Origin of the sequence: Sphingomonas sp. PP-CE-3A-406 (assembly GCF_003688625.1) — a bacterium.
In the GTDB taxonomy this organism is placed as follows: Bacteria; Pseudomonadota; Alphaproteobacteria; order Sphingomonadales; family Sphingomonadaceae; genus Sphingomonas.
In genome coordinates this window covers 856245-870736 of sequence record NZ_RCWY01000002.1, presented here as the reverse complement: position 1 = coordinate 870736, position 14492 = coordinate 856245, and the positions used below count along the sequence as shown (strand labels likewise).

General features: G+C 66.3%; 21 protein-coding genes. 7 read left to right on the top strand and 14 right to left on the bottom strand.

All coding sequences use genetic code 11. The features are described 5' to 3' along the window. Nucleotide 1: 1 nt before the first annotated feature. From C8J44_RS10505 to hisB, 7 genes are all read right to left on the bottom strand, one after another. Complete coding sequence (locus C8J44_RS10505; protein ID WP_121904423.1) at nucleotides 2-1216, bottom strand: hypothetical protein; 1215 nt, start codon at nucleotides 1214-1216, stop codon at nucleotides 2-4. After that, nucleotides 1213-1530, bottom strand: a complete 318-nt coding sequence (locus C8J44_RS10500; RefSeq protein ID WP_121904422.1) for a phosphoribosyl-ATP diphosphatase — start codon at nucleotides 1528-1530, stop codon at nucleotides 1213-1215. The genes C8J44_RS10505 and C8J44_RS10500 overlap by 4 nt, the downstream gene beginning before the upstream one ends. Before the next feature lie 32 nt (nucleotides 1531-1562). Further along, on the bottom strand, nucleotides 1563-1739 hold the full coding sequence (locus C8J44_RS18475; protein ID WP_183128753.1) for a hypothetical protein: 177 nt from the start codon (nucleotides 1737-1739) through the stop codon (nucleotides 1563-1565). Between the two features lie 4 nt (nucleotides 1740-1743). Further along, on the bottom strand, nucleotides 1744-2520 hold the full coding sequence (hisF, locus tag C8J44_RS10495) for an imidazole glycerol phosphate synthase subunit HisF (protein WP_121904421.1): 777 nt from the start codon (nucleotides 2518-2520) through the stop codon (nucleotides 1744-1746). 220 nt (nucleotides 2521-2740) lie between these two features. Then, nucleotides 2741-3487, bottom strand: a complete 747-nt coding sequence (hisA, locus tag C8J44_RS10490) for a 1-(5-phosphoribosyl)-5-[(5-phosphoribosylamino)methylideneamino]imidazole-4-carboxamide isomerase (protein WP_121904701.1) — start codon at nucleotides 3485-3487, stop codon at nucleotides 2741-2743. Then, on the bottom strand, nucleotides 3484-4086 hold the full coding sequence (hisH, locus tag C8J44_RS10485) for an imidazole glycerol phosphate synthase subunit HisH (RefSeq protein WP_121904420.1): 603 nt from the start codon (nucleotides 4084-4086) through the stop codon (nucleotides 3484-3486). The genes hisA and hisH overlap by 4 nt, the downstream gene beginning before the upstream one ends. 112 nt (nucleotides 4087-4198) lie before the next feature. Further along, on the bottom strand, nucleotides 4199-4786 hold the full coding sequence (gene hisB / locus C8J44_RS10480) for an imidazoleglycerol-phosphate dehydratase HisB (protein WP_121904419.1): 588 nt from the start codon (nucleotides 4784-4786) through the stop codon (nucleotides 4199-4201). A gap of 71 nt (nucleotides 4787-4857) precedes the next feature. Here hisB and C8J44_RS10475 point away from each other — a divergent pair, with 71 nt between their 5' ends. The 5 genes from C8J44_RS10475 to gmk all read left to right on the top strand — a co-directional run bounded on the left by C8J44_RS10475 (nucleotide 4858) and on the right by gmk (nucleotide 8217). Continuing rightward, entirely contained in the window at nucleotides 4858-5343 is a 486-nt protein-coding gene (locus tag C8J44_RS10475; protein WP_056489744.1) for an SspB family protein, read from the top strand. A gap of 190 nt (nucleotides 5344-5533) precedes the next feature. Next, entirely contained in the window at nucleotides 5534-6922 is a 1389-nt protein-coding gene (gene fumC / locus C8J44_RS10470; protein ID WP_121904418.1) for a class II fumarate hydratase, read from the top strand. Between the two features lie 162 nt (nucleotides 6923-7084). Beyond that, nucleotides 7085-7297, top strand: a complete 213-nt coding sequence (locus C8J44_RS10465) for a hypothetical protein (RefSeq protein WP_056052081.1) — start codon at nucleotides 7085-7087, stop codon at nucleotides 7295-7297. Next, a complete protein-coding gene (locus C8J44_RS10460; RefSeq protein WP_056052077.1) occupies nucleotides 7294-7494 on the top strand; it encodes a hypothetical protein in 201 nt (66 codons plus the stop codon). The genes C8J44_RS10465 and C8J44_RS10460 overlap by 4 nt, the downstream gene beginning before the upstream one ends. 72 nt (nucleotides 7495-7566) lie before the next feature. After that, entirely contained in the window at nucleotides 7567-8217 is a 651-nt protein-coding gene (gmk, locus tag C8J44_RS10455) for a guanylate kinase (RefSeq protein ID WP_121904417.1), read from the top strand. A 111-nt stretch (nucleotides 8218-8328) separates the two neighbouring features. On the opposite strand, the gene C8J44_RS10450 is transcribed toward gmk, so the two are convergent. From C8J44_RS10450 to C8J44_RS10440, 3 genes are read right to left on the bottom strand one after another with little or no spacing between them, the layout of a single operon-like run. Beyond that, nucleotides 8329-9009 (bottom strand): ATP12 family chaperone protein, encoded by a 681-nt coding sequence (locus C8J44_RS10450; RefSeq protein ID WP_121904416.1) that lies wholly within the window; start codon nucleotides 9007-9009, stop codon nucleotides 8329-8331. Then, complete coding sequence (locus tag C8J44_RS10445; protein ID WP_121904415.1) at nucleotides 9006-9224, bottom strand: hypothetical protein; 219 nt, start codon at nucleotides 9222-9224, stop codon at nucleotides 9006-9008. Before C8J44_RS10445 ends, C8J44_RS10450 begins: the two co-directional genes overlap by 4 nt. Continuing rightward, entirely contained in the window at nucleotides 9221-9880 is a 660-nt protein-coding gene (locus tag C8J44_RS10440; protein WP_121904414.1) for an HAD-IA family hydrolase, read from the bottom strand. The genes C8J44_RS10445 and C8J44_RS10440 overlap by 4 nt, the downstream gene beginning before the upstream one ends. 114 nt (nucleotides 9881-9994) lie before the next feature. Between C8J44_RS10440 and C8J44_RS10435 the strand changes: the two genes are divergently transcribed. Beyond that, on the top strand, nucleotides 9995-10489 hold the full coding sequence (locus C8J44_RS10435) for a DUF1440 domain-containing protein (protein ID WP_121904413.1): 495 nt from the start codon (nucleotides 9995-9997) through the stop codon (nucleotides 10487-10489). Between the two features lie 343 nt (nucleotides 10490-10832). Here C8J44_RS10435 and C8J44_RS10430 read toward each other — a convergent pair whose 3' ends face one another. The 3 genes from C8J44_RS10430 to C8J44_RS10420 all read right to left on the bottom strand — a co-directional run bounded on the left by C8J44_RS10430 (nucleotide 10833) and on the right by C8J44_RS10420 (nucleotide 13588). Then, nucleotides 10833-12128: an RluA family pseudouridine synthase gene (locus tag C8J44_RS10430; protein WP_121904412.1), complete on the bottom strand. Its 1296-nt coding sequence runs from the start codon at nucleotides 12126-12128 to the stop codon at nucleotides 10833-10835. Next, on the bottom strand, nucleotides 12125-12499 hold the full coding sequence (crcB, locus tag C8J44_RS10425; RefSeq protein WP_183128752.1) for a fluoride efflux transporter CrcB: 375 nt from the start codon (nucleotides 12497-12499) through the stop codon (nucleotides 12125-12127). The genes C8J44_RS10430 and crcB overlap by 4 nt, the downstream gene beginning before the upstream one ends. Nucleotides 12500-12859: 360 nt before the next feature. Continuing rightward, nucleotides 12860-13588, bottom strand: coding sequence for a hypothetical protein (locus C8J44_RS10420; RefSeq protein WP_147453170.1), 729 nt, complete (start codon nucleotides 13586-13588; stop codon nucleotides 12860-12862). Nucleotides 13589-13699: 111 nt separating this feature from the next. Between C8J44_RS10420 and C8J44_RS10415 the strand changes: the two genes are divergently transcribed. Next, nucleotides 13700-13921 carry a hypothetical protein gene (locus C8J44_RS10415; RefSeq protein WP_056052052.1) on the top strand — a complete coding sequence of 74 codons (222 nt, stop codon included), beginning with the start codon at nucleotides 13700-13702 and terminating at the stop codon, nucleotides 13919-13921. Between the two features lie 57 nt (nucleotides 13922-13978). Here C8J44_RS10415 and C8J44_RS10410 read toward each other — a convergent pair whose 3' ends face one another. Beyond that, the gene (locus C8J44_RS10410; RefSeq protein WP_056052049.1) at nucleotides 13979-14407 is read right to left on the bottom strand and encodes an OsmC family protein; all 429 of its coding nucleotides are present in this window, start codon (nucleotides 14405-14407) and stop codon (nucleotides 13979-13981) included. Nucleotides 14408-14492 lie beyond the last annotated feature (85 nt).

The following is a 14492-nucleotide window of genomic DNA, read 5'->3' as shown; positions in this document are numbered from 1 at the left end:
CTTACTCCTGCGAAATTTCGGCCGCGGCGGATTTGATACGCGGCCGCAGCGTGTTGACGAAGTCGTTGGTGCGGCCCTGAAGCCAATGGATTGCGCGCGTCCGTTCGGCAGGATCGGACAGCGACGTCACCACGAACTCGTCGGCGATCAACGGCCGACTATATTTGTCGGGTTGGCAGGTTACTGTGCCGCCCAGTTCGCAGCGGATGACCGTCCAGTCCTCGACGACGCGGCGCACCAGCCGCTCGCCGAGCGTGTTTCGGGTAAATGACAGGAAGACACCGACCTTGCTGGTGCGAAGGCTGCGGTATGCGGTCAGCCAGCAAGAGCCGTTCGGCACCGGCATCGCGATCCAGATATAGCCCTGTTTGCTCACTTTCGGCCTCGGCTGGTCAGGATCGTCGAGCATCAGCCCCTCGGCAAACTCGGTCCAGAACCGCAGGCGGTCGGCGCCCATATCGTCGAGGCCGTCGTCCGCCGCCTGCTGGACGTCATCGTCGTCCACGACCTGCAAACCATCGGGCACGGCGACGACGGTGCGTGTCACCACATGCGTCCGTGCCAGTACGCGCGGCACGACGAGCTTGGCGCCATCGGGCATCACGTAAATCGGCAATTCCACCAACCCGAGCGTGAAATGCAGCCCCGCCTGCGCCTGGAGATATTGTGCGATCGCCTCGACGCCCTCGCGGATACCGTCGCCGACGATGAGCAGCAGAAAGCGACCGCGCCGTAGGTTCGCGGTCAGCATGTCTCCGAACGCGATCTCGTCGACCTCGTGCCCGGCTGCCCGGACGAGCTCCAGCACCGGATCGCCGCCGCACTGCAACGCCCGCCGCACTTCGCGCTGGAGATCGGCGGACGACCAGCGGCCAAGTTCCTTCGCGTAATCAAGAATCTGGCCGACCACTTCGCGCCGGCTCTCCGGATTGCGCCACAGCTTGCACTCGACGATGATCGGCAGGCCCGAAGGGGTGACTAGCAGATTGTCGATCGATCCAGCCGGCGTCATGAGTTCGGTGCAGATCGCGACCGCATCGCCGAACAACGGATCGATCTCGGTGATCGGCAGGCAGCCGGGATGTTCATGGACCAGCACCTGAATCTCGGCCTCGCTGACCTGCCCGACCCCCGCGCCCATCGGCAACGGTACGAGCGGCGTAGAGCAGACCGATTCCGCATTGATCAGGATGGGAGTGGCATGCTGGCGACTCACGCGGTCCGACCCGCTTTTTCGACCAGGCCGCCAACGCCCTCGCGCCGCTCCAGCTCGGCGCGCACGTCGTCGAGACTCAACCCTGCATCCGCCAGCAACACCGCCAGATGGAACATCAGGTCCGCCGCTTCCGGCACGATGCTTGCCTCGTCGCCCGAGCACGCCGCGATCACCGTCTCGACGGCTTCCTCGCCGAGCTTCTGCGCGATCTTCGGGCGACCCTTGGCGAACAGGCTCGCAGTATAGGAGGTGTCGGCGGGCGCATCGCGGCGGGCGCGGATGGTCGCCTCGAGGCGGTCAAATACGGGGTCCATGCGCGGCGTGCTGACGCACGCGGGCAGGCGGGTCAATCCTTCTCGCGCGGCTTGGTCTTCGCGAACCGCTTGCGCAACGCCCGCCGCACCAGCCACACGCCGATCGCCGCAAACCCGAACAGCGCGATGTCCGACATCTCGGGCCCGGTGCGCGGGTGGACGACGCCGCTATGCCCGGACTGGACCGAAAGAATGGCAAGCGCGGGCATGCGCTCAGGCCGTCGAACGAACGGGGGTCCGCACCGGAATCCCGGCTGCCGCCAGCGCGGCATGCGCGTCGCCGATCGACGCCTGCCCGAAATGGAAAATCGACGCCGCCAGCACTGCGCTCGCATGCCCGTCGCGGATCCCGGCCACCAGATCGTCGAGCCCGCCGACCCCGCCGCTCGCCACCACCGGTACGCTGACGCGGTCCGAAATCGCCCGGATCAGGTCGAGATCGTAGCCACTCCGCGTCCCGTCACGGTCCATCGACGTGACGAGCAACTCGCCCGCGCCCAATTCGGCAAGCTTCAGCGCATGCGCGATCGCGTCGATCCCGGTCGCGCGGCGGCCGCCATGCGTGAACACTTCCCAGCCTTCGCCCGACCGCCGCGCATCGACGCTCGCGACGCAGCACTGGCTGCCAAACCGCTCGGCGATATCCGCCACCAGTTCCGGCCGCTCCACCGCCGCGGAGTTCACGGCCACCTTGTCCGCCCCCGCCAGCAACAACGCCCTTGCATCGTCCGCCGTCCTCACGCCACCGCCAACGGTAAGCGGCATGAAGCACACCGCCGCGGTCCGCCGCACGACGTCGAGGATCGTCCCCCGACCCTCATGGGAGGCACCGATATCGAGGAAACACAGCTCGTCCGCCCCGGCCGCATCATACGCCCGCGCCTGCTCGACCGGATCGCCGGCGTCGCGCAGTTCGACGAAGTTCACGCCCTTCACCACGCGCCCATCGGCAACGTCGAGACACGGAATGACGCGCGCGCGGACCGTCATGCGCTGCGCCGAAGGTTTTGTTCACGCGGAGACGCGGAGACGCGGAGACGCGGCGGAGCCGCTAAGAAGAATATTTCGCGCAGAGGCGCAGAGGCGCTGAGAGAGAGAAGGGGAGCCGGGCGTAACTTCTTACTCTCCGCGCCTCTGCGCCTCTGCGCGAACAAGTTTCTGCCTGCGGCGCTCAACTTCTCTCCGCGTCTCCGCGTCTCCGCGTGAACCATCATGCAGCCTTCGCCACGCTCAATGCCGCCGCAAGATCGAGCCGGCCGTCGTACAACGCCCGCCCGGTAATCACGCCCTCGACGCCATCCCGCACATGCAAAGCCAGAACGTGGATCTCGGCAATCCCCTTGACCCCGCCGCTGGCGATCACCGGAATGTCCACCGACCGCGCCAGATCGACCGTCGCGTCGACGTTGCACCCCTTCAGCATCCCGTCGCGCCCGACATCGGTAAACAGCAACGACGCCACCCCCGCATCCTCGAACCGCCGCGCCAGATCGACCGCGCTCGTGGTCGACACGTCCGCCCAGCCCTTGGTCGCGACCATGCCGTCCTTCGCGTCGACCGCGACGACGATCCCGCCCGGAAAATCCTTCGCCACGCCGCGCACGAACTCGGGGTCCTCCAGCGCCGCCGTCCCGATCACCACGCGGGAGACGCCCAGATCGAACCAGCCCTCGACGCTCGCCCGCGTCCGGATGCCGCCGCCAAGCTGCACATGCCCCGGAAACTGCGCCACGATCGACCGCACCGCGTCGCCATTGACCGAAGCCCCCGCGAACGCACCGTCGAGATCGACCACATGCAGATGCTCCGCACCCGCCTCGGCGAACAGCATCGCCTGCGCCGCGGGATCGTCGCCGTACACGGTCGCCCGGTCCATATCGCCCTCGGCGAGACGCACCACCTGACCCGCCTTGAGGTCGATTGCGGGGAAAATGATAAGGCTCGCAGGGGTATTTATGGCCGCCACTCCAGGAAACGTTCAAGCAAGGCCAGGCCGTAGCGCTGGCTCTTCTCAGGATGAAACTGCACGCCGATCATCGTGTCGCGACCGATCGCCGCGGTGACCGCGCCGGCATGTTCGGTCGTCGCTAGAACGTCGGCGCCTTCGAAGGCAAAGCTATGCAGGAAATACGCCTCGCCCGGCTCGATCAGCGGATGCGCGACGGACGGAACGACATCGTTCCACCCCATATGCGGAACCTTGGCTTCCATCGTTCCCGGTTCCAGCCGCCGCACGCGCCCTGAGACCCAGCCAAGCCCGGCATGAGTCCCCATCTCTTCGCCCGCATCGGCCATCAACTGCATGCCGACGCAGATGCCGAGAAACGGCGTACCCTCGTCCCGCACCCGCCGGTTAAGCGCCTCCACCATCCCCGGCACCGCGCGCAAAGCCGCCGCACAGGCGCCGTACGCGCCCACACCCGGCAGCACGATCCGGTCAGCCTTCGCAACGACATCCGCATCCGAAGTCACGATCAGATCGACACACCCAGCCGTCCGCAACGCGTTCTCGACCGAATGCAGGTTCCCAGCACCGTAATCGATAAGGGCTAACATAACCCCCCTCCCTGGAAGGGAGGGGTAGGGGGTGGGTCGGCCGGTTGGCCGGCATCGTGCTTCCCCAGCAGCCAACCCACCCCCGGCCCCTCCCTTCCCGGGAGGGGGGAAGTCACAGGATCCCCTTGGTCGACGGGATCGCATCGGCCTTGCGCGGATCGATCTCGATCGCGGTCCGCAGCGCCCGCGCGACACCCTTGAACGCCGCCTCGGCGATGTGGTGATTGTTCGACCCGTACAGCGTCTCGACGTGCAGCGTGATCCCCGCCGCCTGCGCGAAGCTGTGGAAGAAATGCTCGAACATCTCGGTATCCATCCCACCCAGCCGCTTCTGCGAGAACAGATCCTTCCACACCAGCCACGGCCGCCCGGAAATATCCAGCGCCACCCGCGTCAGCGTCTCGTCCATCGGCGACAGCGCATCGCCGTACCGCACGATGCCGCGTTTATCGCCGAGCGCCTGCGCGAACGCCTGGCCGATCGCGATGCCGGTATCCTCGACGGTATGGTGCTCGTCGATATGCAGATCGCCCTTGGTCCGCACGCGGATGTCGATCAGCGAGTGACGCGACAATTGTTCGAGCATGTGATCGAAGAAACCGACCCCGGTCTCGACGTCGTACACGCCGGTCCCATCGAGGTTCACGGTGACGTCGATCGCCGTCTCGGCGGTGGAGCGGGTGATCGTGGCGGTGCGCATGCCACCTCCCATAACGTGCGCCACGACGCATGCAATCTTGACCGGCATCCGAATGGCGCTACCCAAGGGATATGACCGATGGACTGCCCGATAGCCTGATTCCGTACGACGAGATCGTACAAGAAGCCCTGCGTGCCGTGGTCGGCCGCGTGCTCGGTTCGGTCGCGGAGGCCGGCGGGCTTCCCGGCGAGCATCATTTCTACATCACCTTCAAGACGCAGGCCCCGGGAGTCGACATCCCCAAGCGCCTGATCGAGCGCTTCCCGGACGAGATGACGATCGTCATGCAGAACCGCTACTGGGACCTCATCGTCGACGACGAGCGCTTCTCGATCGGGCTGTCGTTCAACCAGGTGCCCTCAAAGCTGGTGATCCCATACTCGGCGATCACCGCGTTCCAGGATCCCGCGGTAAGCTTCGAACTCCGCTTCCAGGCGCAGGAGGGTGCGGAGGACGCGCTCGGCGATCACGACGAAGCCGAAAACGACGGCCCGACCGCGGTGCCGATCGAAGACGGCTCGAATGTCGTAGCCGTGGATTTCAAACGGAAAAAGTGACCCTCTAAACTCCCTCGCCCCTACGGGGAGAGGGAAGGGGCCCGCGGCACTTGCCGTGGGAAGGGAGAGGGGAGTGAGGCTAAGGCCGCTTCCTCCCAAAACCCCTCACCCTTCCGTAGCCTGCGGCTCCTCCCTCCCTCTCCCCGAAGGGGCGAGGGATCCCACGCAAGCCCCGGAAGGTTCTTTCCCCATGACCACCCGCACAGAAACCGACACGATCGGCCCGATCGAAGTCCCCGCCGCCGCCTATTGGGGCGCCCAGACCGCACGCTCGATCGAGAACTTCCCCTTCGGCACCCGCGAACGCATGCCGATCGAGATCGTCCATGCGCTCGCCCTCGTCAAACAAGCCGCCGCCCGCGTAAACCGGTCGCACGGCCTCGATGAAACCATCGCCACCGCGATCGACTCCGCCGCGCAGGAAGTCATCGACGGCAAGCTCGATGACCAGTTCCCCCTCGTCATCTGGCAGACCGGCAGCGGCACGCAGTCGAACATGAACGCCAACGAAGTCATCGCCGGCCGCGCCAACGAGGTCCTCACCGGCACCCGCGGCGGCAAGTCGCCCGTCCACCCCAACGACCACGTCAACATGAGCCAGTCGTCCAACGACAGCTTCCCCACCGCGCTCCACATCGCCGCCGCGATCGCCACCACTAACCGCCTGATCCCCGCCCTCGACAAATTGCACGCCGCGCTCGACGCGAAGGCCAACGCCTGGGACGATATTGTCAAGATCGGCCGCACGCACCTTCAGGACGCGACGCCGCTGACGCTCGGCCAGGAATTCTCCGGCTACGCGAACCAGCTCTACCGCTGCCGCCACCGCATCGAGCCCGCGATCAGCCACGGCATGGTCATCCTCGCGCAGGGCGGCACCGCTGTCGGCACCGGCCTCAACGCCCCCGCCGGCTTCGGTGACGCGATCGCGCACGAACTGGCGGCAATCACCGGCCTGCCGTTCGTCAGCGCGCGCAACAAGTTCGAGGCGCTCGCGTCGAACGATCCGCTCGTGCACCTGTCCGGCACGCTCAACACGCTGGCGGTCGCGCTGACCAAGATCGCCAACGACATCCGCTTGCTCGGCTCGGGCCCCCGTTGCGGCTTCGGCGAGATCGATCTGCCCGCGAACGAGCCCGGCAGCTCGATCATGCCGGGCAAGGTGAACCCTACGCAGTGCGAGATGCTGACGATGGTCGCTGGCCAGGTGATGGGCAACCACGTCGCCGTCACCGTCGGCGGCATGCAGGGCCACCTCGAACTGAACGTCTTCAAGCCGCTGATCGGCGCTAACGTGCTGCGCTCGATCGACCTGCTCGCCACCGCGATGGAAGGATTCGCGGAACGCTGCGTCGATGGAATCGAACCCAATCGCGGGCGGATCGCGGAACTGCTCGACCGCTCGCTGATGTTGGTGACCGCGCTAGCCCCGGAAATCGGCTACGACGCCGCAGCGAAGATCGCCAAATACGCGCACGCCGAAGGCCTGACGCTGAAGGAAGCCGGCCTCGCGCTAGGCCTGGTCGACGCCGAAACCTTCGGCCGCGTCGTCAAACCCGAATCGATGCTCGGCCGCTGACCTCCCCGTCATCCTGACAAAAGTCAGGATCCAGAGCCACGATCGGCCCGCTGAGTAATCCTGGGTCCTGACTTTCGTCAGGATGACGGGTCGGGGTTTGGTGAGGTCGGGAACCCAAACGCCCCTCGCGCGCTAACCCGCCACACGGACAGGAGAAATTACGTGGGCGCAACGACCATAGGCGCGCTGATCGGCGCAGGCATCGACTCGCTCAGCGGCGACGACGGCAACGCGGACGGCGCGATCATCGGTGCGATCACCGCCAACGTACTTAAGATCGTCGTGCCGCTAGCCGTGACCTACGCGATCGGCTGGGCAGTGCTGCGCGGTGCAGCGGAACTCAAGGACCAGGTTTTCGGGGAGTCAGAAGCATGATCGGACGTATTATCAGTGCATTGGTCGGCCGCGAAATGGGCCGTCGCGACGGTTCGGGCGGCGCCTCGGGCGCGGTGAAGGGCGTCGTGGCGATGGGTCTGATGCGCCGCATGGGCCCACTCGGCATGATCCTCGGCGGCGGCTATGCAGCCAAGAAGGCCTACGACCGCAACAAGGCGCGCAAGGCCGGCTATTAATCCGCCTTCGTAATACCACGCGCGGGCCGCGCATGGGTTGACGCCCATATGCGGTCCGCGGCAAGGGCGCGCATGCCCCACACACTTCCGTCCGACCCGCATGGTTTCCGTCGTCGCGGAGTCCTGTTCGTCCTGTCCTCGCCGTCCGGTGCCGGCAAGTCGACCATCGCGCGCAGATTGCTCGCGGACGAGCACGAACTCGAGATGTCGGTCTCGGTCACGACCCGGTCGATGCGACCCGGCGAAATCGACGGCAAGGATTACCATTTCACCGACCTCGAAGGCTTTCGCGACATGGTCGCGAAGGACGAGTTCCTCGAATGGGCGCATGTCTTCAACCACCGCTACGGCACCCCCCGCGCGCAGGTCGAAGAATTGCTCGCAGCCGGTAAGGATGTGCTGTTCGATATCGACTGGCAGGGCGCACAGCAGCTCTTCCAGATCGCCGGCGGCGACGTCGTCCGCGTCTTCATCTTCCCGCCATCGATGGAAGAACTCCACCGCCGCCTCACCAGCCGCGGCACCGATTCGGAAGAGGTGATCGAAGCTCGCATGTCGCGCGCGGCGAACGAGGTCAGCCACTGGGACGGCTATGACTACGTACTGGTCAACGACGACGTCGACAGCTGCATCCGCGGCGTGAAGACGATCCTGGCCGCGGAGCGGTTGAAGCGCTCGCGCCAGACCGGGCTGATCGGTTTCATCCGCAGGTTGACGCGCTAACTTCACCCCTCCCTGAAAGGGAGGGGCCGGGGGTGGGTTGGCCGCTGGGGGATCGTCGCGTTAGCCAACAAGCCGATCCACCCCCAACCCCTCCCTTCCAGGGGGGGGGGGCTAGAGTAGTTCTAGAAACTCGACGCCCAACCCGAACTCGCGCCGCTTCAACGCGCGCAACTCCGCCGCCTGCCAGTCCTCGCCCCACATCTCGACCGACCAGTCCTCGTCGATCCCCGCCGCTGCCCAGGCCGCATCCGCGTCGATCTCGCCCTCGATCAACGCCAGCCCGATCACCAGCGACCCGGTCAGCGTCACCACCGGCGACAACCCGGCTAATCGAAAATCGTCATACGCCACGACCGCCTCATGCAGTCGCGCGATCGTCGCGTCCGGTTGCGCGACGTGCATCACGCCGGTGGTGACCGCGAACGTCACGTCATATCGCCCCCGCGCCCACGCCAGCAGCGGATCCCAGGACGCCGCCTGCCGCTCGACCAGCAACGGCGGCCCCTCCGCGCGGTAACATAGCAGGTCGCTCTCGCCATACGCCGCCAGCCGCGCGGCGAACTGCGCGGGGTCGTTCGCGATCGGATCGGTCGCCGCATTGGCGAGCCCGGTCAGCGGCATCGTCCGCGGATCGATCGTCTCGCCGACCGCGCGCCATTCCGCCGCGACCGCCTCGGCCAGCGCATCGCTCGGCAACGCCAGCGGTCGCCGCCCGGGCGTCCGCACCGGCTTGCCGTCCAGCGTCACCACCCGATCCGCATCGATCGCGACGTCTTTCCAGAACCGCTTCACGCGTCAGGACTCCGCCAGCGATGCGCCAGACTGCGCGGCACGATCGCGATCATCGCCATCGCCGACAGCACGATCGCCGTCCCGAGAATCTTGGGCCCCAGATCATGCGCGCGCGCGATCAGGATCAGCCCGAGCAACGCGCCCGCCACCCCTGCCAGCCGAACTGCGACCAGCACGAACCAGCGCCGCTGCGCCAGCTTGTCCGCATCGGTCATCGTGGCGCCACCATATGCAGCAGGTCCGGCACCTTTGTCGCAACGACATCCGCGCCCGCATCGGAAAGCTCGTGTACGTCGTGATACCCCCACGCGACCCCAACGGCGCGCACACCGGCCGCGCGGGCCATCGCCATGTCGAAGCTCGTATCGCCGATCATCGCGGTCGTCTCCACGCTTGCACCTGCCTCCGCGATCGCCGCGAGCAGCATCGCCGGATCTGGCTTCGACGGATGCCGGTCCGCGGTCTGCAGCGTCACGAACCGCTCGGTGATCCCGTGCGCCGCGAGGATATGCGCGAGACCCCGGTCCGACTTCCCCGTCGCCACACCCAGCAGCCAGCCGTCGTCCGCAAGCGTCTCGATCACCTCGGCAATCCCCTCGAACAACGGCTCGTCGGCAAGCTCGCCACTCGCCCGCATCGCGTGAAACGCATTCTTGTAGTCGGTAGCGAGCGACCGGTGCAGCGCCTCGTCCGCCTCCGGCAGCAACACCTGCATCGCCTCGACGAGGCTAAGCCCGACGATCCGCCGAATGTCGGCGCGCGGCGGCGGGATCAGCCCGGCGCCCTCGAACGCACGCTCGCACGCGACGCAGATATTCGCCTGGCTGTCGACGAGCGTCCCGTCGCAATCGAACACGGCAAGACGGGTCATGAGATTTTCCAAAGCATCGCCGCCTCGTAGATCACGCGTGCACGCGTGGGAACGCCAAACCGGAACGCGCGCGCCCGCGAACGGTTCGTGTCGGATATCTCTGGAGACACAACGATGGCGCACGCACAGACCGACACCCCGAACATCTGGGCCGCCGCCGCTGCGGGACTCGTGGCAGGGCTCGCCGCCTCGTTCGTGATGGACCGCTTCCAGGCCGGCGTCGCCGCGCTGTCCTCGTCGGAGAGCGATGCCGAACCCGCGACGGAGAAGGCGGCGGACAAGGTGTCGCAGGTGGTGGTCGGCCACGACATCCCCGACGATCGCAAGCCGCTCGCCGGACAGGTCGTGCACTATGCGCTCGGGGCAGGGCTGGGGATCGCCTATGCGGTGGCGGCGGAATACCGGCCATCGGTGACCGCGGGCTATGGTACCGCGTTCGCTGCGGCGACGACGGCGTTGCTCGATGAGGCGGCGGTGCCGGCGGTGGGGCTTGGAGAGGCGCCGTGGAACACTGCGCCGACGACGCATCTGTACAGCGCGGCGTCGCATATCGTGTTCGGGACGGTGACGGAGGGTGTGCGGCGGTTGCTGCTGGGGTGGCTGAAGTAGGGCGCGACTAGTTCCCCCGCGAAGGCGGGGGCCCAGGAATCAAGCAGCGTTACGAACGTGGCCTCTGGACCCCAGCCTTCACGGGCGAACGGCTTCTGGCAAGGCGCCTTCAACCAACTCAAACCCCACCCCGGCGAAGGCCGGGGCCCAATTGGGGGACGTCGGTAACGGAAGTCATTGCTCCGTTACCTCAACCTTTCCAATTGGGCCCCGGCCTTCGCCGGGGTGGTGTGAAAGGTAAAGATCGCCTTCTGCATCTCTCCCTCTCCCCTTGAGGGAGAGGAAAGGGGCCCGCGGCCGTTTGGCCGTGGGGAGGGTGAGGGCACGCGTCAGGCGATGAGTGTTACCGAGTCCCAGGCCCACTCCGAGGCCCAGGTTTCCCTGCTCCACCCGGACGCCCACGCCCAGCCGGCTTGGCCCCCTCAACCCGAGGCCCGCTCCGAGGCGCCCCGAACTTCGACCCAGCCCCGGTCCGAGGCCCACCCGTCTTCGGCGCAGGCTTGCCCGTCGCCTTCTCCTCGACAACCCCACGCCCACGCCGCTCACCCTTACGATCTTTCCGCACCGACTTCGCATGCGCCTTCGCCCGTGACTTCATCTGCTCGCGCGTCGGCGCGGTCTTCTCGTCGAGCACCAGGTCGTCGCCCAGCTTCTCCTCGAAGCCCAGCTGCTTCAAGCTCTCGGCGAAATGCGTCGGCAGCTCGGCGGTCACGTCGATCGACCCGCCATCCGGATGATCCACCTTGATGCGGCGAGCATGCAGATGCATTTTCCGCGAGATCCCGCCGGTCAGAAACGCCGCCGCCCCGCCGTACTTCCCATCACCAACGATCGGATGCCCGATCGCCGCCATGTGCACGCGCAACTGATGCGTCCGCCCGGTAAACGGCTGCAACTCGACCCACGCCGCACGGTTGCCCGCGCGCTCGATCACCCGGTACCGCGTCCGCGCCGGCGCACCCTCGGCCTCGTCGACATGCATCTTCTCGCCGCCGGTGCCCGGCTGCTTCGCGATCGGCAGCTCGATCATGCCGTCCTCGATCGACGGCACGTCGACCACCAGTGCCCAATAGACTTTTCGCGCAGTCCGCCCCGAAAACGCCTTCGCAAAGAACGCCGCCGCGCGTGACGTCCGCGCCACCAGCAGTGCGCCGGACGTGTCCTTGTCGAGCCGGTGGACCAGCTTCGGCCGACCCTCGTTGTCGTACTGCAACCCGTCGAGCAGCCCGTCGACATGCTGCGTCGTCTTGGTCCCGCCCTGCGTCGCCAGGCCCGGCGGCTTGTTCAGCACGAACGCCTGGAAATCCTTGTGGATGACCATGGACTGCGCGAGCTCGGTTTCCTCGTCCGACAGGATCACGCGTTCGCGCACCCGCCTTGGCTTGTCGACGTCGGCCGCGGCCTTGTCGGCCTCGGGCGGTGGCACGCGCAGCATCTGGCCCGCCGCGATCCGGTCGCCCGGGGTCGCGCGCGCGCCGTCGATGCGGAGCTGGCCGGTGCGCGCCCACATCGCCACCGTCGTGAAGCTCGTGTCGGGCAGATGCCGCTTGAACCACCGGTCCAGCCGGATGCCGTCATCGTCGAATCCGACGTTAAACTCGCGGAAACCTGTATCGCTATCGCTTTTGCCCGCAGTCATGCGACGGCCCTTACTGCGGAGAGACCCGCGAACAACGCGGCGACCGAACCGATCACCGACACCAAAACATACCCGAACGCGACGCCGATCGCGCCTCGCTCGATCATCGTGACGACGTCCAGCGAGAACGCCGAAAACGTCGTGAATCCCCCTAGTACGCCAACGCCAAGCAACAGCCGCCACGTTTCCGAAGCGGCATTGCGCGCGAGCACGCCAACCAGCACCCCCATCAGCAACCCACCGATCAAATTCACGGCGAGCGTACCAAAGGGATAGTCAGCGCCGAGCAACGACAGCATCGCACGGCCGGTCAGATAGCGCGCGCCGGATCCGACCGCACCACCGACCATGACATAGAGAAGGGGAAGCATTCTCGCGCCCTAGCGTGAATCGGGCAAAACGGAAAGGTGGGGTTGGAGGGTAGGGGGCGCGCGTTATCCGGGTCAGTTCAAGATCAACGAGCCAGTCCTGTCGCAAAGCTTGTTTCTCCGCGAAGGCGGGGACCCAGTCTGGGCTCCCGCCTTCGCGGGAGAACAAGGAGAGGAGGGTAACGTCACCCCAGCATACCACCACCCCGGCGAAGGCCGGGGCCCAGTTGGAAAGGTGGCAATAACGAAGGACCGCGCTTAGTTAGCGACGTTCCCCAACTGGACCCCGGCCTCCGCCGGGGAGGTGCACGTGTCGCAGTGTATTCCAGAAAATGCTGCTCCGTGGAACAGACCCGGCGCCCGTCACCGCCCAGCGTTGGACACCATATCCACATCGCTCCCGCCACCAGCGCGCGCCGTCACATACACGACATAAGCGTCGTTCCCGCGAACCCCGCCCAGCACATGCTGCTTGCCATCCGTGCTATGCCCAGCCGAATACCCAGCCCCCGTCGCCTTGGTGAAATACCAGTCGAGCATCTTCTGCATCGGCGCAGCGCTCGCGAAACTCACCACGCGCAAGCGGCACCCGTCGCGATCCGCCCCCGCAGCCTCGGTCAACCGCGCCGCCGGATACAGCGGCAGGTCCGCCGGCAGCCGGTTAGCCCATCCCGCCGAATAGCCGATCTTCCGCGCGCAAACGCCAGCGTCGGGCGTCTTCTGCCGCTCCGCGAGCGCGCCCAGCGTCAACGCGCCATCCGCGGATTTGCACTCGGGGCAGTCGTTCGAGGCCGCCGGTGCTCGCTTCAGCGTCGCCGGATCGACCGGATCCTTCTGCAACGCCACGTCTGCGGGCACCGCTCCCGGTCCGGTCTGCTGCTGCGGGCGCGTTCCACCGGTGTTCGCCGATTGCGCCAGTCGCGGATCGACCATGATCTGCGCGCCAAGCGACTCGCCGACCGCCGGATCACGCGTCCCATTGGTCAGCTCGGCATCGAGGCTGTTGAGATCCTGCTGGTCGGTCGACGACCGTCCACACGCGGCCAGCGCAAGCGGCAAAAGGATTAGGGCGGGGCGGAAGGGAAAAGTCATCACCGCCATCCTATGCGCGAAAGACGGTGAAGAAAGCGTTTTCCGCATGTCCCCGGTCGGGTGCGAGGCGCCGATCTTGCCGGATCCGAAACGACTCGCCATGTTCACCCCATGCTGAACATCGTCTCGATCCTCATCGGCCTCGTCACTCTGGTGCTTGGCCTTGTCGCGTTCATTCCGTTGCTCGGCTGGATGAACTGGCTCGTCATCCCGATCGGCATCGTCGGCGCCGCGGTTGGGGCGCTGTCGTCGAGCAGCGGCGGCCGCAACCTCAACATCGTCCTGATCATCATCTTCGCGCTCCGCCTTAGCCTCGGCGGCGGGATCATCTGACGCAAGAAGGGCCCGGCGTTTCCACCGGGCCCTCCTGATTGCGAAAATCACCCGCAATTATGCGGCGAGATTGTGCTCCAGCGTGATCTCGGCGTTGAGCACCTTCGACACCGGGCAGTTCGCCTTGGCGTCCGCGGCGATCGCCTCGAACTCTTCCTTCGAGATGCCGTCGACCTTCGCGTTGAGCGTCAGCGCCGACTTGGTGATCTTGAACCCGTCGCCATCCTTGTCGAGCGTCACCTTCGCCGACGTCTCCAGCGTGCCGGCCTCATAGCCCTTGCCGGCGAGCGCAAAGCTCAGCGCCATCGTGAAGCACGATGCATGCGCGGCTGCGATCAGCTCCTCGGGGTTGGTGCCGGGCTCGTTCTCGAACCGCGTGTTGAAGCCGTACGGGTTGTTCGACAACACGCCCGACTGCGTCGAGACATGACCCTTGCCATCCTTGCCGAGGCCTTCATACTTTGCCGAACCGCTGCGTGTGGTCATCGTTTTGATCCTTCACCGGACAAGAAAAAAGGCGTCGCGGTTTCCCACGACGCCCTTCCACAACGCGCAACTACCGAAATAGCGA